This window comes from Sphingorhabdus contaminans, assembly GCF_007280415.1.
GTDB lineage: Bacteria > Pseudomonadota > Alphaproteobacteria > Sphingomonadales > Sphingomonadaceae > Sphingorhabdus_B > Sphingorhabdus_B contaminans.
The window spans coordinates 782205-804126 of record NZ_VKKU01000002.1; the positions used below are offsets into that span (position 1 = coordinate 782205).

25 protein-coding genes are annotated in these 21922 nt (G+C 57.2%); 15 read left to right on the top strand and 10 right to left on the bottom strand.

Going from position 1 to position 21922, the window contains the following annotated elements; translation table 11 throughout:
* Positions 1 to 40: 40 nt before the first annotated feature.
* On the top strand, positions 41 to 2146 hold the full coding sequence (locus tag FOM92_RS11945; protein WP_143777088.1) for a protein-disulfide reductase DsbD family protein: 2106 nt from the start codon (positions 41 to 43) through the stop codon (positions 2144 to 2146).
* Between the two features lie 70 nt (positions 2147 to 2216).
* Here FOM92_RS11945 and FOM92_RS11950 read toward each other — a convergent pair whose 3' ends face one another.
* The gene (locus tag FOM92_RS11950; protein ID WP_143777089.1) at positions 2217 to 2576 is read right to left on the bottom strand and encodes a hypothetical protein; all 360 of its coding nucleotides are present in this window, start codon (positions 2574 to 2576) and stop codon (positions 2217 to 2219) included.
* A gap of 419 nt (positions 2577 to 2995) precedes the next feature.
* Between FOM92_RS11950 and infC the strand changes: the two genes are divergently transcribed.
* A complete protein-coding gene (gene infC, locus FOM92_RS11955) occupies positions 2996 to 3514 on the top strand; it encodes a translation initiation factor IF-3 (protein ID WP_143777090.1) in 519 nt (172 codons plus the stop codon).
* Between the two features lie 13 nt (positions 3515 to 3527).
* Here infC and FOM92_RS11960 read toward each other — a convergent pair whose 3' ends face one another.
* From FOM92_RS11960 to coxB, 9 genes are read right to left on the bottom strand one after another with little or no spacing between them, the layout of a single operon-like run.
* On the bottom strand, positions 3528 to 4283 hold the full coding sequence (locus FOM92_RS11960) for a sulfite exporter TauE/SafE family protein (RefSeq protein WP_143777091.1): 756 nt from the start codon (positions 4281 to 4283) through the stop codon (positions 3528 to 3530).
* A complete protein-coding gene (locus FOM92_RS11965; protein ID WP_143777092.1) occupies positions 4280 to 4858 on the bottom strand; it encodes an SURF1 family cytochrome oxidase biogenesis protein in 579 nt (192 codons plus the stop codon). The genes FOM92_RS11960 and FOM92_RS11965 overlap by 4 nt, the downstream gene beginning before the upstream one ends.
* Entirely contained in the window at positions 4855 to 5241 is a 387-nt protein-coding gene (locus FOM92_RS11970) for a DUF983 domain-containing protein (protein WP_143777093.1), read from the bottom strand. Before FOM92_RS11970 ends, FOM92_RS11965 begins: the two co-directional genes overlap by 4 nt.
* A 10-nt stretch (positions 5242 to 5251) precedes the next feature.
* Positions 5252 to 6139 carry a cytochrome c oxidase subunit 3 gene (locus FOM92_RS11975; protein WP_143777094.1) on the bottom strand — a complete coding sequence of 296 codons (888 nt, stop codon included), beginning with the start codon at positions 6137 to 6139 and terminating at the stop codon, positions 5252 to 5254.
* 37 nt (positions 6140 to 6176) lie between these two features.
* Positions 6177 to 6743, bottom strand: coding sequence for a cytochrome c oxidase assembly protein (locus FOM92_RS11980; protein ID WP_246087277.1), 567 nt, complete (start codon positions 6741 to 6743; stop codon positions 6177 to 6179).
* Entirely contained in the window at positions 6743 to 6898 is a 156-nt protein-coding gene (locus FOM92_RS15995; RefSeq protein WP_170226875.1) for a hypothetical protein, read from the bottom strand. Before FOM92_RS15995 ends, FOM92_RS11980 begins: the two co-directional genes overlap by 1 nt.
* The gene (locus FOM92_RS11985; RefSeq protein WP_143777096.1) at positions 6895 to 7800 is read right to left on the bottom strand and encodes a heme o synthase; all 906 of its coding nucleotides are present in this window, start codon (positions 7798 to 7800) and stop codon (positions 6895 to 6897) included. The genes FOM92_RS15995 and FOM92_RS11985 overlap by 4 nt, the downstream gene beginning before the upstream one ends.
* Positions 7801 to 7860: 60 nt before the next feature.
* Positions 7861 to 9528, bottom strand: a complete 1668-nt coding sequence (gene ctaD / locus FOM92_RS11990; protein WP_143777097.1) for a cytochrome c oxidase subunit I — start codon at positions 9526 to 9528, stop codon at positions 7861 to 7863.
* Positions 9529 to 9540: 12 nt separating this feature from the next.
* On the bottom strand, positions 9541 to 10656 hold the full coding sequence (gene coxB / locus FOM92_RS11995; RefSeq protein WP_143777098.1) for a cytochrome c oxidase subunit II: 1116 nt from the start codon (positions 10654 to 10656) through the stop codon (positions 9541 to 9543).
* 229 nt (positions 10657 to 10885) lie between these two features.
* Here coxB and pyrE point away from each other — a divergent pair, with 229 nt between their 5' ends.
* The 13 genes from pyrE (at position 10886) to FOM92_RS12060 (ending at position 21906) form a co-directional block, all read left to right on the top strand.
* Positions 10886 to 11470 carry an orotate phosphoribosyltransferase gene (gene pyrE / locus FOM92_RS12000; RefSeq protein ID WP_143777099.1) on the top strand — a complete coding sequence of 195 codons (585 nt, stop codon included), beginning with the start codon at positions 10886 to 10888 and terminating at the stop codon, positions 11468 to 11470.
* Entirely contained in the window at positions 11467 to 12207 is a 741-nt protein-coding gene (locus FOM92_RS12005; RefSeq protein WP_143777100.1) for a pyridoxine 5'-phosphate synthase, read from the top strand. The genes pyrE and FOM92_RS12005 overlap by 4 nt, the downstream gene beginning before the upstream one ends.
* On the top strand, positions 12204 to 12614 hold the full coding sequence (gene acpS / locus FOM92_RS12010; protein WP_143777101.1) for a holo-ACP synthase: 411 nt from the start codon (positions 12204 to 12206) through the stop codon (positions 12612 to 12614). The genes FOM92_RS12005 and acpS overlap by 4 nt, the downstream gene beginning before the upstream one ends.
* Complete coding sequence (gene lepB / locus FOM92_RS12015) at positions 12611 to 13555, top strand: signal peptidase I (protein WP_143777102.1); 945 nt, start codon at positions 12611 to 12613, stop codon at positions 13553 to 13555. Before acpS ends, lepB begins: the two co-directional genes overlap by 4 nt.
* On the top strand, positions 13548 to 14672 hold the full coding sequence (locus FOM92_RS12020; protein WP_143777103.1) for an AI-2E family transporter: 1125 nt from the start codon (positions 13548 to 13550) through the stop codon (positions 14670 to 14672). The genes lepB and FOM92_RS12020 overlap by 8 nt, the downstream gene beginning before the upstream one ends.
* 10 nt (positions 14673 to 14682) lie before the next feature.
* Positions 14683 to 14952, top strand: coding sequence for a hypothetical protein (locus FOM92_RS12025; RefSeq protein WP_143777104.1), 270 nt, complete (start codon positions 14683 to 14685; stop codon positions 14950 to 14952).
* Positions 14953 to 15001: 49 nt separating this feature from the next.
* The gene (locus tag FOM92_RS12030; protein ID WP_170226876.1) at positions 15002 to 16819 is read left to right on the top strand and encodes an ABCB family ABC transporter ATP-binding protein/permease; all 1818 of its coding nucleotides are present in this window, start codon (positions 15002 to 15004) and stop codon (positions 16817 to 16819) included.
* A gap of 268 nt (positions 16820 to 17087) precedes the next feature.
* Positions 17088 to 17336 carry a hypothetical protein gene (locus FOM92_RS12035; RefSeq protein WP_143777106.1) on the top strand — a complete coding sequence of 83 codons (249 nt, stop codon included), beginning with the start codon at positions 17088 to 17090 and terminating at the stop codon, positions 17334 to 17336.
* Between the two features lie 88 nt (positions 17337 to 17424).
* Positions 17425 to 18198 carry a hypothetical protein gene (locus FOM92_RS12040; protein WP_143777107.1) on the top strand — a complete coding sequence of 258 codons (774 nt, stop codon included), beginning with the start codon at positions 17425 to 17427 and terminating at the stop codon, positions 18196 to 18198.
* 145 nt (positions 18199 to 18343) lie between these two features.
* Complete coding sequence (recQ, locus tag FOM92_RS12045) at positions 18344 to 20122, top strand: DNA helicase RecQ (RefSeq protein ID WP_143777830.1); 1779 nt, start codon at positions 18344 to 18346, stop codon at positions 20120 to 20122.
* Between the two features lie 46 nt (positions 20123 to 20168).
* Positions 20169 to 20600, top strand: coding sequence for a protein tyrosine phosphatase family protein (locus tag FOM92_RS12050; RefSeq protein ID WP_143777108.1), 432 nt, complete (start codon positions 20169 to 20171; stop codon positions 20598 to 20600).
* Positions 20597 to 21007: a hypothetical protein gene (locus FOM92_RS12055; RefSeq protein ID WP_143777109.1), complete on the top strand. Its 411-nt coding sequence runs from the start codon at positions 20597 to 20599 to the stop codon at positions 21005 to 21007. Before FOM92_RS12050 ends, FOM92_RS12055 begins: the two co-directional genes overlap by 4 nt.
* Positions 21004 to 21906, top strand: coding sequence for a sterol desaturase family protein (locus FOM92_RS12060; protein ID WP_143777110.1), 903 nt, complete (start codon positions 21004 to 21006; stop codon positions 21904 to 21906). Before FOM92_RS12055 ends, FOM92_RS12060 begins: the two co-directional genes overlap by 4 nt.
* Positions 21907 to 21922: the final 16 nt, after the last annotated feature.

Below are 21922 nucleotides of genomic sequence, written 5' to 3' on the forward strand. Positions count from 1 at the left end.
CTGCTGTCCTGGCGTCCGGCTTGGTGGCAAGGGATTTTCCATGACGCGTGCACAAGAACAGGGCATTGGTTGGCGGAGTCGGGTAACGCTCTTATGCGGTATGCTGGCTCTGCTGTGGCTGGCCCTGTTCAACCTGACCGGCCCCGCCCGCGCCCAAATACCCGGTGCCCCCCAGAATGTCCGCGCGATGGTAGAGGCAGAAACATCAAATCCCGCCCCCGGGGACACGGTTACCGTCGCCGTCATCATGGACCCGAAACCCGGCTGGCACGACTATTGGCTGAACCCCGGCGACGCCGGAACGCCCCTTGAACTGGACTGGACCCTGCCCGACGGCGTAACCGCCGGCCCGATCCGCGCCCCGGTCCCGGAAACCCTGGTTGTCAGCGGGTTTATGAACCATATCTACAAGGCCAGGCACGCCTTTCTGGTCGACCTCCAGATAGCGCCGAAGCTTCAGCCGGGTAAAAAACTCGACCTCAAAGTCGATGCAAGATGGTCAGCCTGCTCCGACCTGATCTGCGTTCCGGAAAGCGGAAGCTTTACCATCCCGCTGACGGTCGGCAACGGAACCATCGCAGCACAGCAGCGCACCCGCTTTGACCAATGGCGTGCTGCATTGCCGGTACCGCTGGACCGGCAGGCAAATTATGCCATCAACGGCAGCAGTATTTCGATTGCCATCCCGTTCCCCGAAAGTGCCGCAGCCGACAAAGTCTGGTTCTTCCCCCAAACCCAGAATGTCTTCCGCTACGCCGCCCCGCAAACTGCCCGGCGAACCGGCAACTGGCTCATTCTGACAGGCGGCGTCGACAAAGGCTTTGACGGACAGATTGACGGCCTTCTCCGTTTTGGCGACGGTCAGGGAATAGAGCTGCGCGCTCTTCCGGGATCGATACCAAGCGGCGGTGAAACGGTGTCGGTCTTGGGCGCCGGCGATACCGCTCAAGAAAATCGCAATTCCGAAAGTTTCGCGGTCATTCTGGCGCTTTCGATCTTGGGCGGGCTTTTGCTGAACCTGATGCCCTGTGTTTTCCCGATTTTGGGATTGAAAGCGATCGCTATCGCCAAGGCAGGTGGAGATGAACGGACGGCGCGACGCGACGCACTCGCCTATACCGCCGGTATCCTGTTGAGCTGTCTCGCTCTGGGTGCGATCATGCTGGGCCTGCGGGCCGCAGGGCAAGAGGTTGGATGGGCGTTTCAGCTTCAAGACCCGTTCATTGTATTCATTCTGCTGTTGTTGATGGTGGCGATCACTGCAAATCTTGTCGGTCTGTTTGAACTTGGTGCCGTCGGCGCGGGCGAAAAACTTGCACGGCAAGGGGGTGCTGCCGGTTCCTTCTGGACAGGCGTGCTGGCGGCTGTTGTTGCGACACCGTGTACCGGACCTTTCATGGCAGCAGCGATAGGTGCTGCACTGCTTCTGCCATCGGCACAGGCTTTACTCATCTTTGCAGGGCTCGGTCTTGGTCTTGCTCTGCCGTTTTTGGCCATAGCCTATATCCCGGCGCTGCGGGCGAGGATGCCACGGCCGGGTCCCTGGATGGTGAAATTACGTCAATGGATGGCGCTGCCCATGGGCTTGACGGCTCTGGCGTTACTGTGGCTGCTCGCACAACTGGTGGGCGGTGCCGGTTGGGCGTTGGGCGCGATTTCGACAGCGATCCTTTTGATTGCCATTGTCGTCATCAAAAGACGGCAGACACCGGTCGGTCTGCTGTTGGGGGTGACGGGAGTATTGGCGATTGCAGGTAATCTGGCTCTGGACCGGTTGCCCCGTCCCGCCGCGATCCAGTCTGCGGCGGCGGAACTTGGCGGTGAAATATTTTCAGAAGCGAAACTTGCGCAACTTCGGGATGAAGGCAAACCTGTCTTCCTCTATTTCACGGCGGACTGGTGCGTAACGTGCAAGGTCAACGAAGCTGCCGCAATTGATCGTGAAGACACACGAAAAGCTTTCGAAAAAGCCGGGATTATAACAATGGTGGGTGACTATACGCGGCGTGACCCTGCCATAACGCGCTTTCTTGCCAAGCATGGACGTTCAGGTGTGCCGCTATATCTTTACTATCCCAAGCAGGGCGAGGTAAAAATACTCCCGCAAATTCTGACCGTGTCCGATCTGACGGAACTGGCAAATTAAGCGGGGGAAAGTACGGGGACAGACAAGCGATGTGCCTGCCCCCGGACCCTACCGGCAAGTTGCGACCCTCTCAGGACTCACCGGCAATGTCGATCCGCTTCACCTGGTTGGCGCCGATTACGGCAATCCCCCGATTCCCCGTAATACCGGTCAGCGGGATCGATCTCTCGAAACTGGTTAAAGAGCCGGTTTCGGACGATTGATTGGAAGCGTGCGCCTGAACAACGACCACCTCTATGCCCCAATAATCAGGCGCGCTTTGATAAATCCGGGGGGCCAGTCTAGCTTCGTAACCTGCTCCCGGGAGAGTCCCCTTGACCCAGAGATACAGGCTGTCTTGAAAAGGCAGCTTGCGCAATTCGGCTGTTTCGAAGTCAATGATCCGCCCATTTGGTACGCTGGACAGCGAACCGCTGGAGGAACTGTTCATTTTACATCCTAATCTTTCGTAATAATATATCACAAAAGAGTTTTATTGATTGTCAATTGTGACACTATATTTCAGCGCAATACAGGGTTTTACCTGCACGTAAAGTGAACAATCTGGCCGTTTGTCGCAAAGTTCAGTATCGCGTTGAAAGCGTTTCTAAAAATATCTGACGCGTTATTTCCGCATTCGTATGCGTAATTTGCGACTGGCCTTGCTGGCGCATTTGGGGGCCGAATCATCCGCTTGGCAACAGGAAGGCCATCGCCGCGCATCTTATATCGTTGCGCAACAGTCACTATATGCGACAATATTGCACGGTTACCGCCTAACCCCTTTATTTGCACAGCAAATGGCTGTATTGGCGCACCATAACAACTTCAGGAGTACCCACTATCGCAACCCCGCCTACCCGGCGCGCTATGACCCCACCTGTTAAAAGTGGACCGCGCTACAACAATCTGATCACCGCCGAAAAAGTCCGTGTCATTGATGATGACGGTGAGAATCTGGGGGTGATGTACACCCGCGAAGCGATAGCTCAAGCTGCTGAAGTTGGATTGGATCTGGTGGAGGTATCTCCAAATGCCGATCCCCCCGTTTGCAAATTTCTCGACATTGGCAAATTCAAATATGAAGCCCAGAAAAAGGCTAATCTAGCTCGCAAGAGCCAGAAGACGCAGGAAATCAAAGAGATCAAGATGCGTCCGAACATCGATGACCATGATTATATGGTGAAGATGAAGAAGGTGGCCGAATTCATCGAAGAGGGCGACAAGGTCAAAATCACGCTCCGCTTTCGCGGACGCGAGTTGGCGCACCAACAGCTGGGAATGCAGCTTTTACAGCGGGTTCAGGCCGATACGGCTGAATCGGCCAAGATTGAGGCCCATCCCCGGATGGAAGGCCGCCAGATGCTGATGGTGCTTTCACCCAAATAAGCGGGCAATGCCATCACCAGACGGCTTGCCGAATAAGCTCCAACCCAACGCCGATCATCAACAGGTTGATGATCGCGTTAAAGCGGGCGGGCGATACTCTTTTCACCAGCCAGACGCCTGCAAATGTGCTTGCGATTGCCAATGGCATGAAGACAGCCGTGAGTGACATATTCTCGCTGTTGAACTGTCCTAGCGCGGCATAAGCAGGGACCTTCATCCAGTTGATGATGGCAAAAAATATCGAGGATGTTCCCACAAATGCCAGATGGGGAAAATTGCGGGACAGGGCCCAAATCTGGAATGGCGGCCCGCCCGCATGCGCAATCTGGCTCGTAAATCCGGACAAGGCGCCCATCACAGTGCCGATCCATTCGGGTGCCGGACCGCGCATCTGGGCAAGTCGGTTCACCTTGGGCGATAGCCTGTACAGGCCAAATACCAACGCAATCATGCCCACCAGGCCACGCACAGCGTCCGCGTTCACGACCGCGGCGAACCACCAACCCAGAAAAATTCCGATGACAGCCCCGGGCAGGGTGATGGCGAGGGTCCGGCGGTCAAAGCTACGCCGAAATGCCCACACGCTCACAATGTCTTGCGCCATCAGGATGGGCAACAACATGCCGGCCGCCGACACCGGATCCATGACGAGCGCGAGCAACGGAATAGCTGCAGCACCCAAACCGGCAAACCCGCCCTTCGCCAGCCCCACCAGGATAACTGCAGCTGAAGCGACGAGGTAGAAGGTAACGTCTGACGGAAGGTTCAAGCCGACTGCATGCGCTTGCGCAGCGCCAATATATAAATGATTGCGGCAGCAGCGGCGAAGATGAACCACTGAATGGCGTAAAGCAGATGGTTATTAGGGATCTGCTGCGGCGATGGCAGCGAAAGCTGCTGCAGGCCTTCGACGTGATCGGTGACAACAAGCTTGATCAGCTGCTGATTATCGGGCGCGATGATACCATTCACTGTCCCCCCGGCCCACTTAGGCGACTGGGGCCGTTCCGACCAGCCGATCGCCACCTTCGCCCCGGGACCTTCGGCTCCGCCGGTTGAACAGGAAGCCAGATGCGCAAAGCCAGCTTTGCCTTCACGATTGCTTCCGGACACCGTTTCAATCCGCAAAACCTTGATACACATCAGAGTCGATTTCCGGAACAGAGGAAGTGCATCCTTGTCCGGGACAGAAGGCCATGTGACAGGCGGCAGGTTTGCGGCGGCCTCATAGCGCGCGAGGAGCTGTTCCTTCTGCTCCTTACGCTGCAGCTGCCAGATCCCGAGCCCGATCATGGTCGCAACGGCGGCCGACACCAGTATCGTGGGAATCACCGGCCATTTCATGCCACATCATCCCGGCCCGCTTCATGCGCGCGGTTGTAATGTTCCGCCGCCAGCAATGCACCTTTGGACACACGGAGCGCATAGATGGTCATAGCGATCGTGAAAGGAACCCAGATCACGACATGAACCCAGAACGGCGGACGCACGGCGGAATCCAGAATGATGGCCAAAATGATGATCAATGCCCCGATGAGCAGCGTCAAAAGAGCAGCAGGTCCGTCACCAACATTAAACCCCGAATAATCCAGACCGCAGCCCGAACAGCGTTCGGAAAAGCGGGCGGGGCCGGCAAAGAGGGTCTTGGCCCCGCATTCGGGGCACAGACCAAAAAGGGCAGCTTTGGCGATGCCAGGCTGCCCTTCTTGTATTTGTAAGTCTGGCACTAAAATGCCTTTATGCGTGGACGGGGGCGCCCCATCCTCCCCAGATATATACGGCGATAAAGAGGAACAGCCATACGACGTCCACAAAATGCCAGTACCAGGCAGCAGCCTCAAAGCCGAAATGCTGCTGCGGAGTGAAATGCCCCTTATACGCACGCACGAGGCAGACAATCAGGAAGATCGTACCGACAATGACGTGGAAGCCATGGAAACCGGTGGCCATGTAGAATGCCGTGCCATAGTTCAATCCACCGAAGGGGAAGGGGGCAACGGAATATTCATAAGCCTGAATGGCACTGAACAACAGGCCGAGGAGAATGGTCAGCCAGAGGCCTTTTTTCAAACCATCGCGATCACCGTGGATCAGCGAGTGATGTGCCCAAGTGACGGTCGTACCGGAACAGAGCAGGATGAGCGTATTCAGGAGCGGAAGCTTCATCGCATCCAATACTTCCAGACCCTTTGGCGGCCACTGCATCAATGCCGCGGCACCTTCCTGACCGATCAGGTTGGAAACCGTGAATGCGTGTGTTTCTGGGTCCTTCACCAGTTCAAGCGGGACGGGGAACAGGGAGAAATCGAACCATGCCCAGAACCAGCCCACAAAGAACATGACTTCGGACGCAATGAACATGATCATGCCGTAGCGCAGGTGCAATTGCACAACCGGGGTGTGATCACCGGCATGCGCTTCATTCACAACGTCGGTCCACCACGCGAAGAAGGTGTACAGAACGCCGATAAGACCGAGACCGAAGACAAGGCTGCCGTAGCCGAACTGCTCGGGATGCATCCACATCACCAAGCCAAAGAACATCGTCAGCGCCGAGAATGAGCCCATAAGAGGCGTAATGCTCGGCGGCAGAATATGATAATCGTGATTTTTGGCACCAGCCATGGTCAATTCCCTGTAGTCTAACGCGTTATCTTGGTTCTTAGCTTCCCTCGGCCGCCCGGTCTACCGTCTTTGGGTTTTCCACGGGGTAGAAAGTATAGCTAAGGGTAATTTCTTCGATATCTTTCGTTTCGGGATCCGACATGATTTTCGGGTCCACATAATAAAGAACCGGCATCCGCACCTGCTGGCCCGGCTGCAACGTCTGTTCTGTAAAGCAGAAGCACTGGATCTTGTTGAAATATTTTCCGGCAAGTTCCGGCGTCACGTTAAACGTTGCCGTCCCGGTTACCGGTTCATTGGACAAGTTTTTCGCGATAAAAATCGACATGTCTTTCGCGCCGATGCTGACGGTGTCGGTCGGGCGCTCCGGCTTGAATTCCCAGGGCAAACCATCGCGCTGATTGGCATCGAACCGGATGACGATGGGTTTTTGTGTTGCAACAACCGTCGCCGCCTGCGCCGCATCAACACGCATGGTTGTGCCGCCAAATCCGGTCACCTGACAAAATATACGGTACAAAGGAACGGCCGCAAAGCCCACGCCCACCATCGATATCGCTATCGCGGCGGCCATTAGCCCAACCTTGGCATTTGAACGTGCCATCAGCCCCATACTCCGATTTTAACAACGGTAATCAGGAAAAACAGGACGCACAGGGCCACCAGAATGACACCCATGATGCGTGAGCGGGCGGCTTGCCGTGCCCGAATGATACGCGTCTCTTCGGCTGTGAATCCGTTTTGCTCAGGCTGTGTCATGCCAGCAAAATCCGATCAAAGGCAAAGATTGCGAAGAGCAGGAAAAGATAGAGTATCGAAAAAGCAAACAACTGTTTTTCAGGCTTCATATCCTTTGCCTCGTTCGCTTCATTGCGCCAGACTTTAAAGGCCAGCATCAGGAACACGAGGCTGAGAATTGCCGAAGCCATCCCGTAGAGCCATCCGCTTTCCCCCAACACAAATGGGGCAATAGCGACTGCGGCCATGGGAAAGCTGTAGCCAAAGATCTGGTTCCGCGTGACGCGCTGACCGGATACATTGGGAAGCATCGGAATGCCGGCGGCACCATAATCGGTCTTCATGAAAAGCGCCAAGGCCCAGAAATGGGGCGGCGTCCAAAGGAAGATGATGGAAAAGAGCAATATGGGCAAGAGCGTGACGTCGCCAGTTACCGCTGCCCAGCCAATGACGGGCGGGAATGCCCCTGCCGCACCACCGATGACGATGTTTTGCGGCGTATTTGGCTTAAGCCAGATTGTATAGACGACGGCATAGAAGAAGATCGAAAAGGCCAAAAGACCAGCAGATATCCAGTTTACGGCAACGCCCATGATGCCGACAGAAAAGGCGGCAAGGCCAATACCGAAATGCAAGGCAGCTTCACGATCCATGCGACCGGCAGGAAGCGGGCGTTTTGAAGTCCGCGCCATTTTCGCATCGACATCTGCTTCATACCATTGGTTAAGCGCACCGCACGCGCCAGCACCCAGAGCAATGCACAATATAGCCGTGAAACCGATCACCGGGTGAATGTGGCCGGGCGCCGCCAACAGACCGCATAAAGCCGTAAATACGACAAGCGACATCACCCGGGGCTTGGTCAACGCCCAGAAATCACGCCATTCCGCTGGCAGGGATATGTTACGCGAAGCCGTTGTCATAACTTGGTTCCTGTCCTGCCCCGCCAGTTCAGCGGAGCAGGATTGGAGATTGCGTTCCGGTTACTTGATAACCGGAAGGGTTTCGAACTGGTGATAGGGTGGAGGGCTGGAAAGCGTCCACTCGAGTGTGGTTGCACCCTCTCCCCAGTAATTTTCTTCCGCACGACGTCCTGCGGCCAAGGACCAGAAGACGTTGATGAAGAAGATCAGCACGCCGACAGCCATGATGGCATAGCCCATCGACGCGACACCGTTCCAGTAAGCAAAGGCATCCGGATAATCGGGATAGCGACGTGGCATGCCCGAGTTTCCAAGGAAGTGCATCGGGAAGAACAGGACATTCACGCCGATGAAGAACACCCAGAAGTGCAGATGGCCAAGGAACTCGTTCAGATGACGGCCGGACATCTTGCCGAACCAGTAGTAGAAACCGGCAAACAAGGAGAACACCGCACCGAGCGAAAGCACATAGTGGAAGTGTGCAACAACATAATAGGTGTCGTGCAGGTTATCGTCCAGACCACCATTTGCGAGCACGACGCCGGTCACGCCACCTACGGTGAACATGAAGATGAAGCCCATGGCCCAGACCATCGGGGTCTTGAAGCTGACCGAGCCACCCCACATTGTCGCAATCCAACTGAAGATCTTGATCCCGGTCGGAACGGCGATCACCATGGTTGCGGCGGTGAAGTACATCTTCATATCGACGCTCATGCCCGTGGTGAACATGTGGTGCGCCCAGACGACAAAGCCTACAACACCGATGGCGACCATTGCGTAAGCCATGCCGAGATAACCGAACACAGGCTTGCGGCTGAAGGTCGCGACGATCTGGCTGATGATGCCGAAGCCCGGCAAAATCATGATGTACACTTCAGGATGGCCGAAGAACCAGAACAGATGCTGGTAAAGTACGGGGTCGCCACCTGCCGATGCATCAAAGAATGCACCGCCAAAGTTACGATCGACGAGCAACATGGTGATAGCTGCAGCCAGAACAGGCAAGGCGAGCAGCAACAGGAATGCCGTTACCAGCACGGACCATACGAACAGCGGCATTTTGTGCAGGGTCATACCCGGTGCCCGCATGTTGAAGATGGTTGTGATGAAGTTGATGGCACCCAGAATAGATGCAGCGCCGGCAAGGTGGAGCGAGAAAATCGCCATATCGACAGCCGGACCAACCGAGCCCGAGGTCGACAGAGGCGCATAAACGGTCCAGCCCGTTCCGGCGCCGAGTCCCGTGCCACCTGGTACGAAGCTGGAGCCCAAAAGCATGATGAACGCCACAACCGTCAACCAGAAGCTGATATTGTTCATACGCGGGAACGCCATGTCCGGTGCACCAATCATCAAAGGCACGAACCAGTTGCCGAAGCCGCCAATGATGGCGGGCATGACCATGAAGAACACCATGATCAGACCGTGCGCCGTGATCAGCACGTTCCACATATGATAAGCCTCGTCCATCGAGGCGTCCTTACCGGCCATCATCGACGCCCAGCTTTGCAGATATTGGATACCCGGCTCAGCCAGTTCCATACGCATCAGACCCGAAATCGCCCCGCCGACAACGCCGGCAAAAATGGCAAATATCAGATATAGCGTTCCAATATCCTTGTGGTTGGTGGACATGAACCAACGGGCAAAAAAGCCCGGCTTATGATCCGCATCATGATGGTCATGTGCGTGAAGGTCGGCGCCCGTAGCAGCAATGGTTGTCATCAGTCTGGCCTTTTACTTGGTTACGGCTGCGGCAGGCGCAGCGCTGGAAGAGGTGGCTGCAGCGGCAGGTGCAGCAGCAGCGGCAGGTGCAGCAGCAGCGGCAGGTGCAGCAGCAGCGGCAGGTGCGGCAGGAGCCGCGGCTTCACCAGGCATCTGCCCGCCTTGTGCCTTTACCCATGCTGCAAATTTTTCCGGTGGCAGGGCTTCTACCGCAATCGGCATGAAACCGTGACGCGCACCGCAAAGCTCCGAACATTGACCGAAATAGACACCCGGCTTGGTGATCGTGAGCGATTTTTCGTTCAGACGGCCAGGAACAGCATCCAGCTTGAACCAGAGCGAGGGGACCGCAAATGCGTGGATAACATCTGCTGCTGTCGTCTGGATACGGAGCGGCACGCCAGCCGGAACGACCATGCGATTGTCTACGGCCAATTGGCCCGGACCATCATTTTCGGTACGGAAACGCTCACCCGGCGCTACATCGCCTTTTTCTTTCAACATGTTGGAAACGACTTCGAATCCGCCATGATCGGGATAAGAATATCCCCAATACCACTGATAGCCTGTTACCTTGATGGTCACGGCGTCTGCGGGGGCAGGCTTGAACTGCTTTGCCAGCAGATCGAGTGACGGGTAAGCGATGCCCAACAGAATCAGAACCGGAACCAGGGTCCACACGATTTCAATGAATGTGTTGTGCGTTGTTTTCGACGGCACCGGATTGGCGCGGCGATTGAACCGAACGATCACCCAAAGCAGCAGACCCAATACAAAGAGAGAGATTACCGTGATGATCGGAAGCAATATGCTGTTGTTGATCCATTTCGCATATTGGCCATTCTCGCTGAATTGCTCTTGAAAATCGATCTCTTTCGGGCTCGGCATCCCGATACCTTCGGTCGGCTTCATCGGGGTGTAGCCCGGCAAAGAACCGTCCATAGATTTGGGAGCCGCAGCCTCTGCTGGAGCGGCGGTTTCGGTTGCTGCAGCAGCAGGCGTTGCCACGACCGGCGCGGCAATTTCCTTTGCCACAGGCGCAGGGGCGGGATTCGCCGGTTGCGCCATGGCCAATGACGGCATCGTCATTGCAGCAAGGACAATCAGGATTTTCTTCAACATATTCATCAACTTGGCCCCGTATTCTTGGTGCGGCGCAGGAATATTGCGCAGTTCCGACCAAACCTCAGCCAGCCGGACTCGCGCGACCTATAGGCGCGCTTTTCCGAACCCTCAAGCGGTCGATTAAAGATTTTTAGCATTTATTTGCGTGGCTTTTCCACCTATTTGCCGATGCAATCAAACACGCCAGACTTGCATAAAATGGCAATCACTTAAAAGGGACATCCCCATTTCCATGACCGAAGATGAAATCCTGTCTGAATTTCGCGCCGCCGAAGCACTTCTTGAGGGGCATTTTCTGCTCTCCTCGGGGCGGCACAGTGCGCATTATCTGCAATGCGCGCGGTTGCTGATGAATCCGGACCGGGCCGCCCGCATCGCCCTTGCCATCACCCAGAAGATCCCGCGGGAAGTACGCAGCGAGATCCAGGCGGTAATTTCGCCGGCGATGGGCGGAATCATCATAGGACATGAAATGGGTCGCGCCTTGGGTGTCGACGCCATGTTTGTGGAGCGCCCCGAAGGCGTATTCGGACTGCGCAGGGGCTTTTCAATTGCTCCGGGAACCAAGGTTCTGATGATGGAAGATGTCGTGACGACCGGTCTTTCGTCGCGCGAAGCGATCAAGGCCATTGAAGAAGCAGGTGGCGAGGTTGTCGCCGCAGGGGCCGTTGTCGACCGTTCCGCAGGCACAGCCGATCTGGGTGTGCCCTTCTATCCGCTCATCCAGCTCAATTTCCCGACATATGCCGCCGAAGAGGTGCCAGCCGATCTCGCCGGTATTCCAGCCGTAAAGCCGGGCAGCCGGATAGCGGCGTGACGGCTCCGCTGCGCCTCGGGGTCAATATTGACCATGTCGCCACCATCCGCAACGCGCGGGGAGGCGATCATCCGGATCCCGTTCGCGCAGCCGAAATAATTGCGCATGTGGGTGGTGATGGCATCACCGCCCATTTACGGGAGGACCGCCGCCATATCCGCGACGCCGATATCGAACGGATCATGGCGGCGACAAATCTGCCGCTGAACCTGGAAATGGCCGCGACCGAAGAGATGCTGACCATCGCCTTGCGGCACCGGCCACATGCCGCCTGTATCGTGCCCGAAAAGCGGGAAGAGCGGACGACCGAAGGCGGGCTGGATGCGGCTGGCCTGCACAATCAGCTGGCGCCTATGGTGACGCAGTTGCGCGAAGCCAATATCCGGGTCAGCCTTTTCATCGAACCCGACGCCCGGCAAATTGACGCCGCCATCCAGCTAAAGGCACCGGTGGTCGAGTTTCACACCGGCAAATATGCCCATCTGCTGCTCGATGGCGATCGCGCAGGAGCCGAGGCCGAGCTCCGCCGTATCGCCGATGCAGCTGCTCTTGCGGCCAAAAACGGGATCGAATCCCATGCCGGGCATGGCCTGACTTTCGACAATGTCCAGCCCATCGCCGCCATCCCGCAGATCGCCGAACTCAATATTGGTCATTATCTGATAGGGGAGGCTATCTTCATCGGTCTGGAAGAAAGCGTCCGCAAAATGCGTATGCTGATGGATATGGCGCGTTGATTATCGGCCTCGGATCAGACCTGTGCAATATCGAGCGGATTGCCAATTCGCTTGAGCGTTTTGGGGAACGGTTCGAAAAGCGCGTATTCACCGATGTCGAGCGGGCCAAAGCCGGCAGGCGTCCTTTTACCAAGGCCGGGACATATGCGAAACGCTTTGCCGCGAAGGAAGCATTTTCAAAAGCGGTCGGTACCGGATTTAAACGTGGCGTCTTTATGAAAGACATAGGCGTCGTGAACGCACCATCCGGTGCACCGACACTGGCACTGACCGGCGGGGCAAAAGCGCGGCTCGACGCGATGATTCCGAGCGGCTATGAAGCGCATATTCATCTGACGCTCACCGATGACCATCCATGGGCACAGGCATTTGTAATTATAGAGGCGCTTCCAGCACAAAAGGTATGAGCAGTTTGACAACCGACAACAGCAATCCCGCCACCCCGCCCGCGTCGACACCTGAAAAGCGGAGTTGGGCGGCATCGCTTTGGGCCGAGATCAAGGGCATGTTCTGGCTTCTCGTCGCCGTGCTGGCTTTCCACAGCTTCATCGCCAAGCCCTTTTACATCCCGTCGATTTCGATGATGCCGACATTGTTGGTGGGTGACCGCCTGTTCGTGTCGAAATATCCCTATGGCTGGAGCCATGTTTCCCCGACCATTCCCAACCCCGTTGCGATATTCCGCTGGTTGGTGCTGCGTGAAGAGGTCGAGGCGCTTGCCGTCCCCCTGCCTGAGAGCAATACGCGCGTCTGGGGCAAGCTACCCGAACGCGGAGACATTGTCATCCTGACGCCCAAGGGCAAATATCAGGACTGGATCAAGCGTGTCATTGGCCTGCCGGGCGATGTGGTCGAGCTGCGCGAGGGTCAGGTTTTCCTGAATGGAAAGCCCGTCAAACAGGAAACCCAGCCCAATCTGATATTACCGGTCGATGCCAACAGCCCCTGCAATGATTATGACTTTCCGGGCGCGCTGACCCGTGAAGCCGATGGCAGGATGACATGCCATTTACCTATCATTCGCGAAACGCTGCCCAATGGCGTCCAATATGACACGATCGACGCCCGTCGCCGCGACACGGACAATATGGGACCGGTCAAGGTTCCGACTGGCCATGTATTTCTTATGGGAGACAACCGGGACAACAGCTCCGACAGCCGTGTCGCATCGGAACTGGGCGGACTGGGCGGCCCTGTTTCCTGGGATCGCCTCGGTGGCCGGGCCGAAATAATCACCTTCTCGGTTGATGGCAGTACAACGCTCAACCCCGCCACATGGTTCAGCTCGCTACGAGGCGACCGCGCAGGAACCAGCTTGCGCCCCCACAAGGCGAAACCGAATGAATGACGCGGCCACACCAAAACCGCGCAAAGCCAGGACCGCGCGGAAAAAGGCAGAACCCGTAGTCGAAACGTTCCGCGAAGAAGTCGGGCCCACCGAACTCTATGACCCGCTGGTCCGCAGCGAATTGAAAAAAGCAGCTGTCTGGATCGGCATGGCAACCCTGGTTGTTGCGCTGGTGTGGCTGGCACAACCGATTTTGCTTATCATCGGCGGCCTTGTCCTCGCCGCCATGTTTGATGGCGGCGCGCGTCTGTTGGGACGGATATTGCCGATTCCCCGCGGTTTTCGCCTCACAATCGTGGTGCTGGCGGTCTTTGGTTTCATTTACTGGACTTTTGTGTTCACCGGTTCCGAACTGGCAGCCCAGGCAGCAAGCCTTCAGACGATTGTCGAACGGCAGATCGAGACCATTGGCAACCAGATCGCGGCGGCAGGCTTCAACATCTCTGCAGATGACGTCAAAGGCTTCGGCAGCCAGATCCTGAACTCTGTCGGACGCGTCACTGCCGCAGTGACATCGGTCGTTGGAACTCTGACCAATATGGCCATGATGCTGGTACTGGCCATCTTCATCGCCGCTGAACCGCGGATGTACGAGCGTGGTGTGGCGTGGATGTTGCCCCTTGCCGAACGCGAACATTTCTATGGCACCGCCGAAAAAATCGGCCGCGTGCTCCGCCGTCTCATGGCCGGACGCTTGCTTGGCATGGCGGTCGAAGGTTTTGGTACATGGATATTGCTGAGCCTCGGTGGTGTGCCGATGGCGGCGTTACTGGGTATTCTGACCGGTTTGCTGGCGTTTCTTCCCAATATCGGGGCGATCGTGTCGGGCGCGCTTATCATACTGGTTGGCTTTTCTGCCGGGGTTGATGTCGGCCTGTACGCGATTTTCGTCTATTTCGTGGTCCAGATGGTCGACGGCTATCTGATTGTGCCGATGGTGGCCAAACGGGCGGTGGATCTGGCACCAGCTTTGGTTCTGGGTGCGCAGATCCTGTTCGGCGCCTTGTTCGGCGTGCTGGGTCTTGCGCTCGCCGATCCCATCATCGCGATGATCAAGGTTGCGCTGGAACGGCAGTCCGAGCGGAACGAGGCGCGGGCCATCCGCCAGGGGCCGTGAGGCCGCGCGCATGCTTTTGATTATCGGGTTTCTACTGGGCGTCGCGAATTTCGCGATGCACAAGGCTGTGGTGGAATCCGGACATCCCTTTGTCGAGGATACCAAGCGTTATTTTGGCCGGCATATTGGCCCTTATGGCAGCTACGCTATCGAGCTGGCGTTACTCATCGGGGCCTTGTGGCTTGCGAACGAGGGCTCCGTTTTGATCACGCTGTTTTACGCCGCTTATACAGCGATGAATGTGATCGCGACCTGGCTCTTACTGACGGGCAGGAGCTAAGGCACCAAAGACCCTTTGTTATTGGACGCCGCCTGCCTATATGGCGCGGGTGCCGCCTTTAGAAACCCCGACCGATAGCAAGCCCGATTTCGCCGTCATGCGGCGGTTCTTGCCCTATTTGTGGCCAAAGGACCAGATCGGGCTGCGTGTGCGTATCGTCGGCGCCCTGCTTCTGGTCGTTCTGTCCAAGCTGATACAGTTGAGCATGGCGTGGCTTTATGGCGCTGCGGTCGACCGGATGGTGCCGGGCATGGAGGACGGCGTTGCCATCGCCATTGCGCTGGTCGCGGCCTATGCGGGCGCGCGTTTTAGCGGCGTATTGTTCGACAATTTGCGCAATGTCGTTTTCGAACGCGTCGGACAGGACGCCACCCGACGCCTTGCGGAAAATGTCTTTGGCCATTTGCACAATCTGTCGATGCGGTTCCACATGAACCGGCGGACAGGAGCCGTCACCAAGGTCATTGAGCGCGGCACCAAGAGCATCGATATCATGCTCTATTTCCTCCTGTTCAATATCGCGCCGACGCTGCTCGAACTGATACTCGTGTCCGCCTATTTCCAGATCGAATTTGGCTGGGGCCTTGTGGCGGCGACCTGGGTCATGGTGGTCGCCTATATCAGCTTTACCGGCGTCATCACAAACTGGCGCAACAAATTGCGCGAGGAAATGAACGAGCTCGACACCCAGACGGTGGCCAAATCGGTCGACAGCCTGCTGAACTATGAAACCGTCAAATATTTCAACGCGGAAAAGCGGGAATCGATCCGCTACAATCAGGTCGTCAGCCAATGGGCGGATGCGGCCGTCAAATCTGAAAACTCGCTCGCTGTCCTCAATATCGGCCAGTCCCTCATCACAAATCTGATGATGGCAGGGGCGATGGGCTATGTTGTGTGGGGCTGGTCACAGGGGCAATTTACCACCGGTCATGTCGTGACGGTCAACACGCTTCTGGCGCAGCTTTTCCGGCCGCTGGACATGCTCGGTATGGTTTATCGCACGATCCGCCAGGGCCTGACCGATATGGCGGCGATGTTTGAACTGATCGATACGGCACCTGAAATCGTCGATGCCCCGGGCGCGCCATCTCTCGTTATCAACGGCGGCGCGCTTGCCTTTGAAAATGTCCAGTTCGGTTATGAGGCCAATCGTCCGATCCTGAAAGGTGTAAGCTTTGAAATCCCGCCCGGCGGCCGTCTGGCGGTTGTTGGGCCGTCCGGCGCAGGGAAATCGACAATTGCCCGCCTCATTTACCGCTTTTACGATGTTACCGGCGGTCGGATCATGATCGATGGCCAGGATATCCGGCAGATCACGCAAAGTTCCCTGCGATCCCAGATCGGCATTGTCCCGCAGGATACCGTGCTTTTTAACGACAGTATTGGTTATAATATAGGTTATGGCCGCGAAGGTGCAGACCAGACGGCGATAGAAGAAGCTGCGCGGGGCGCCGCCATCCATGACTTCATCGCCTCCCTGCCCGAAGGTTATGATGCAAAAGTTGGCGAGCGTGGCCTGAAATTGTCCGGCGGGGAAAAGCAACGGGTGGCCATTGCCCGTACATTGCTGAAAAATCCCCCGATCCTGATCCTGGACGAAGCAACCAGTGCATTGGACAGCCGGACCGAGGCAGAAATCCAGTCGACACTCGACCGTATTTCCGTACGCCGCACGACCATCATCATTGCGCACCGGCTTTCCACGATCGTCGATGCAGACCGCATCCTTGTTCTGGAAGCAGGTCAGGTAGCCGAACAGGGTACGCACCACGAATTGCTGGCAAAGGGCGGGCTCTATGCCGAAATGTGGGCACGGCAGCAGAATGAGGTCGAAGAAGAGATGCTTGCCGAGCAGCAAAGCTAAGGACGGACAGCATCTTTCTGGTTGGAAAATGGAACTATTTTCGGGCGACTGTATTTTTTTGAAACAATTGCGGTGTACCTGAACTGCGTTAACCAAATATCTTCACCATCTGCTGCGTGAATTCTGAATAGGTTAGTGTGAATTTCGCGGGACTTCGCGCTTCAAATGCAACTTTGGTTAATCACATTGATCCACATTTTCCGGGTGATAGCGGGGAATCGTGGCGCGTTTTTTATCGCGCTGACATGTTCTTCCAGAGGAGGTTTATATGAAAGCCCGCACCCTGCTTACCCTCGGCCTTGCATCCGCGATGCTGATTGCTCCTGCTTCGGCATTTGCCAAAGACGAGCGTGATCCCGGCCGCCTTCCGCGCGTCGACAAGAATAAGGATGCTCCGGCGCCTGCGCCTGTTTCAACTGCCAATGGCGAAGCCGTCACCACGCAGTCCGTGGATGTACGTGACCCCGGCAGCGCAAAAGTACCGGACAAATCGCGCGACACCATCCGTCGCCGCTGAACATGGCGGAGTGCGCTTCCCGCATCGGGAAGCGCACCCGAAATTCTGGCACATCCGGTCGGATGCTTTTATGCAATGGGGGCATAAAGTGAAACGCGCGGTACTGACGCTCATATTATTGCTGGTGGCAATTACAGGCACCGTATTGAATCCGGCCGTCGCGGCCGAGCGCGATTACACGCCCAATCACCCCAATCTCGAGGATGAAGAACGGGTATATGCCGGTTTTTCCTTCACGCCGCTTTTGGTCGAAACGAAGGTCGCCGGAGTGGATGTGGAGGTTGAAACGTCCATCGTCCGGGAAGTCCGGGCTCTGGCACCTTCGGTACCCTCGACGGCTGCGCTTCCTGCGGCGCCCTTGCACGACGGTAGCGCCGCCAAACGTGCGGCGCGTGCAACCGATGTACGAATCTCCGCGCGGCGAACATTCGCGCTCAGTTCCAAATTCTTTGTCGACACTCTGGCTCGGGCAGAACTGCCCACAGGGGATGTTCAGACCGGACTGGGCAGAGGGCGGACGGAATTCATGGCGGATCTGGGTGTGCGATCCGAAATTGGGCGGTTCAGCCTGTGGGCCGGCGGCGCCCGCAAAGCCAATCTCAAAACCAGATGGTCCTCCGGTCGCGACGTGAATGAAGTATATGCTGGCTGGAATGCCCGGATAGGGAAGTCTTCCGATTTGCGCATGGACTTTGTCGCGACGCAAAAGCGCGAAAACTATCTTCGCCGCGAACAGTCAATATCCACCGAATTCAGCAAGGCTATTGGCCCCGGCAAAAGAATTGCCGTTTATGCCGGCCGCTATACCGGGCCATGGGGCAAGGAAGTAAGCGCAGGGGCAACTCTGCGTTTCAAACTCTGAACCCTGTTTCTTAAGCGCGGAGCCTTTACAGGCCTAAATCTGTTCTTTAATTGTTCCAAAGCGACTCAACTATCCACAGCGGAGTCGCTTCATGGTCGCATCACGGTCTATCCTGGAAGAGTTATCAGGGTTAGAGGGTGGCGCGATGGCAACCGCCCCTGTACCAGTTAAAGCTGCCGACATATTGCACCGTGTCTTTGGTTTTCCGGCCTTTCGCGGGGTTCAGGAAGATATTGTGTCGCGGGTGCTGGCTGGTCGGAACAGTCTGGCCGTGATGCCGACGGGGGCAGGAAAGTCCCTGTGCTATCAATTGCCGAGCGTGATGATGGACGGCACGACCATCGTCATTTCTCCCCTGATCGCGCTGATGCATGACCAGATGCGGGCGGCCGATGCCGTCGGTATCAGGGCAGCGACGCTGACTTCGGCAGACGATAACCGGGCCGAAACCATGAACCGCTTTCGACAGGGGCAGCTCGATCTTTTATATGTCGCGCCGGAACGGGCGAACAGCTTTGAATTCCGTGGCCTGTTGCGGGAGAGCAAGATAGCGCTTTTCGCCATCGATGAGGCACATTGCGTATCCGAATGGGGGCATGATTTCCGTCCGGATTACCGACTGTTGCGGCCCTTGATGGATGATTTCCCAGAGGTCCCCCGTCTCGCCCTGACGGCCACGGCCGATGCCCATACGCGGGCGGACATTGCCGAACAGCTTGGCATATCGCCGGACGGCATCATCGTCTCCGGCTTTGACCGGCCCAATATCCGCTACGCCATGACCGGCGGCGGCAAAGGCGGGGTCGCTTCGCTGGTCCGTTCACTGAATGGCGCCGGCATTGTCTATGCACAGACACGCGACCGGACCGAAAAGATCGCGGCACAGATTGCCGCAACCGGACGGACCGCGCGCTTCTACCATGCGGGCATGGAGCCACATGTTCGCGCAAAGGCACAGGCCGATTTCGTGGCGTCGGAAGATATGGTGATGGTGGCAACGGTCGCTTTTGGCATGGGTATCGACAAGCCGGATGTGCGCTTTGTGGTCCATGCAGGACTGCCAAAGTCAATCGAATCCTATTATCAGGAAAGCGGCCGTGCCGGACGGGATGGCGATCCGGCGGTGGCCCATATGCTGTGGTCTGCGGGCGACTTTACCCGTGCGCGCGAACGGCTGGCCGAATTGCCGGACGAACGCCGTGATGCGGAGAGGGTGCGTATCGACGCCCTGTCGCGTCTTGTCGAAACCCACGCCTGTCGGCGCGCGATATTGCTGCGCCATTTTGGCGAAGATCCGCCCGAGACATGTGGCAATTGCGACAATTGTCTGGAGGCACCAGCGGTAAAGGACGCAACCGAGCTCGCGCAAAAGCTGCTTTCGGCTGTGTACCGGACGGGGCAGATATTTGGGGTTGGCCACCTGGAAAAGGTTCTGACCGGCAAAAGCGACGAACGCGTCCTCAAATTCGCGCATGACCAGTTGTCGGTCTATGGCATCGTCGATGACCAGGAAGCCGGATCGCTGAAGCCATTGGCGCGGGCATTGCAGGCGCGGGGCAGCCTGGTTGCCAATGAACATGGCGGCCTGAAGCTGGCGGGTGATGCACGGCAGATCATGCGCGGCGAAAAAAGGATCGAGATTGCCCTCGTGCCCACAGGTCGCAAACGGCGTGAGCGCGGGGGCGGCAATCCGCTTGGCGATCCCCTGTTCGATGCCCTGCGGGCCAAACGCCGCGAGCTGGCGGAAGAGGCGGGCGTGCCGCCCTATGTCATATTCCACGATTCCACGCTGCGCGACATGGCGATGCTGAAACCGCGGAACCGGGCGGACATGGCGCTCGTCAACGGGGTCGGGGCACGCAAGCTGGACGCCTATGGCGAGGCGTTTCTGGCCGTAGTGCGCCAGTTCCAGACGGCCGCATGATGCACACCGCTTGTGCTAACTGCATGATTAAAATATGGGTCGAGCCATGTTCAGAAAATTGACCGATAAAATCCTTGTCGCCCCGCAGATCGACTGCGCTGCCGTTGCTGCTGCGGCCGAACAGGGCGTCACGTTGATCATCAACAACCGGCCGGAGGATGAATCGGCCGACCAGACCCCGGGCGCAGAGATTGAAGCCGCAGCAAAAGCGGCCGGGATCGCCTATGTCGCCATTCCGGTGACCCATGCCGGATTTGCCGAATGGCAGGTGACCGCCATGGCAGATGCGTTGGACAAGGCCGAGGGCAAGGTGCTTGCCTATTGCCGGTCGGGGACACGTTCGACCTTGCTGTGGGCACTGGCCCGGGCGTCGCGCGGCGACCATCCCGCGGTGCTGAGCGAGCAGGCCGCAGATGCCGGATATGATCTTTCGCCCGTGACGGCGATGATGGACATGGTCCGCGGACGCGCCTCATGACACCCATGGTGGCCGAGCTTCTGAAACTGGGCGGGTCCATCGCGGCCATCCTGTTTCTTGCTTGGCTGGCACGCAAACTCGGGCTGGGCGGCGATGTGCGTATCCGCAGCGAAGAACAGGCCCGCGCCATTGCCGAGGAGATTATCTGCGGATTTGATCCCGTCGATATTGCCATCGACAAGGCCGGCATCGGCGCATTGATGCGGGATGCCCAGGGGCGACATCTGCTTGTCCGCCGCCACGGCGCGCATTTTGCCGGACGCCTGCTCGACAACCATAGCGAGACAAGGCTGGACCAGAATTTCCTGACCGTCGGCACCGGCGAGCGAACATTTGGTCGGGTCACGCTCAACCTTGGTAAAGACGCACAATATTGGGCTTCGGGCCTCAGGCATTTACGCACATGACCGAAAAACTGTTCAATCCTGTCGACTATGCCGTCCCCTTCTTCATCCTGCTCGTCATTCTGGAAATGCTGTGGGTGCGCCGGAATGCGCCCGAGAAATACGAGCCGCGCGACACGCTGACGTCGCTGGCGCTCGGCACCGGAAGTACTGTTGCAGGTGCGCTGTTCGGCGGCACCATGTTCGCCATCGCCATGTGGGGCTATGGCTTTCGCATCACGACCATCCCCTGGACCTGGTGGGCATGGATCGCCTGCTTTGTCCTGGATGATTTTTTCTATTATGTCTTCCACAGGTCCGCCCATCGCGTCCGCTGGTTCTGGGCAGCGCATGTCAACCACCACAGCAGCCAGCATTACAACCTGTCGACCGCACTGCGGCAGACATGGACCGGCTTTTTCGCCTTCACCTTCCTGTTTCGCCTGCCCCTGGTCTTTATCGGATTCCATCCGGCGATGATCCTGTTCGTGGGGGCCATCAACCTGATTTACCAGTTCTGGATCCACACCGAGGCGATTTACAAATTCCCCCGCTGGTTCGAATTCATCATGAACACCCCCAGCCATCACCGCGTCCACCACGCCACCAATCCGCGCTATCTGGACCGCAACTATGCCGGTGTCTTCATCATCTGGGACCGGATGTTCGGCACCTTTACCGAAGAGGTCGAGGGCGAGAAAATCCGTTACGGAATCGTCAAGCAACTGGGAACCTTCAACCTGTTATGGTCGGTTTTCCACGAATGGGTGGGGATCGCGCGGGATATCTGGTCGGCACCCTGGAAGCACAAGTTGTCTTACGCATGGCGGCCGCCGGGCTGGAGCCATGACAACAGCCGCGACACGTCGGACACCATCCGGCAGCGCTGGCTTGACCGGCAACAGAATCAGCCTGCGGAATAGCCTTATTTACACTCTT

Coding starts and splice junctions, on each gene's coding strand:
- ctaD (WP_143777097.1), bottom strand. CDS start 9,528: ATGACAACCATTGCTGCTACGGGCGCCGACCTTCACGCACATGACCAT.
- FOM92_RS12050 (WP_143777108.1), top strand. CDS start 20,169: ATGTTCAGAAAATTGACCGATAAAATCCTTGTCGCCCCGCAGATCGAC.
- infC (WP_143777090.1), top strand. CDS start 2,996: ATGACCCCACCTGTTAAAAGTGGACCGCGCTACAACAATCTGATCACC.
- FOM92_RS12020 (WP_143777103.1), top strand. CDS start 13,548: ATGAATGACGCGGCCACACCAAAACCGCGCAAAGCCAGGACCGCGCGG.
- FOM92_RS15995 (WP_170226875.1), bottom strand. CDS start 6,898: ATGACACAGCCTGAGCAAAACGGATTCACAGCCGAAGAGACGCGTATC.
- FOM92_RS12025 (WP_143777104.1), top strand. CDS start 14,683: ATGCTTTTGATTATCGGGTTTCTACTGGGCGTCGCGAATTTCGCGATG.
- FOM92_RS11975 (WP_143777094.1), bottom strand. CDS start 6,139: ATGGCTGGTGCCAAAAATCACGATTATCATATTCTGCCGCCGAGCATT.
- recQ (WP_143777830.1), top strand. CDS start 18,344: ATGGCAACCGCCCCTGTACCAGTTAAAGCTGCCGACATATTGCACCGT.
- FOM92_RS12035 (WP_143777106.1), top strand. CDS start 17,088: ATGAAAGCCCGCACCCTGCTTACCCTCGGCCTTGCATCCGCGATGCTG.
- FOM92_RS12060 (WP_143777110.1), top strand. CDS start 21,004: ATGACCGAAAAACTGTTCAATCCTGTCGACTATGCCGTCCCCTTCTTC.
- pyrE (WP_143777099.1), top strand. CDS start 10,886: ATGACCGAAGATGAAATCCTGTCTGAATTTCGCGCCGCCGAAGCACTT.
- coxB (WP_143777098.1), bottom strand. CDS start 10,656: ATGAATATGTTGAAGAAAATCCTGATTGTCCTTGCTGCAATGACGATG.
- FOM92_RS11980 (WP_246087277.1), bottom strand. CDS start 6,743: ATGGCACGTTCAAATGCCAAGGTTGGGCTAATGGCCGCCGCGATAGCG.
- FOM92_RS11985 (WP_143777096.1), bottom strand. CDS start 7,800: ATGACAACGGCTTCGCGTAACATATCCCTGCCAGCGGAATGGCGTGAT.
- lepB (WP_143777102.1), top strand. CDS start 12,611: ATGAGCAGTTTGACAACCGACAACAGCAATCCCGCCACCCCGCCCGCG.
- FOM92_RS11950 (WP_143777089.1), bottom strand. CDS start 2,576: ATGAACAGTTCCTCCAGCGGTTCGCTGTCCAGCGTACCAAATGGGCGG.
- FOM92_RS11965 (WP_143777092.1), bottom strand. CDS start 4,858: ATGAAATGGCCGGTGATTCCCACGATACTGGTGTCGGCCGCCGTTGCG.
- FOM92_RS11945 (WP_143777088.1), top strand. CDS start 41: ATGACGCGTGCACAAGAACAGGGCATTGGTTGGCGGAGTCGGGTAACG.
- FOM92_RS12055 (WP_143777109.1), top strand. CDS start 20,597: ATGACACCCATGGTGGCCGAGCTTCTGAAACTGGGCGGGTCCATCGCG.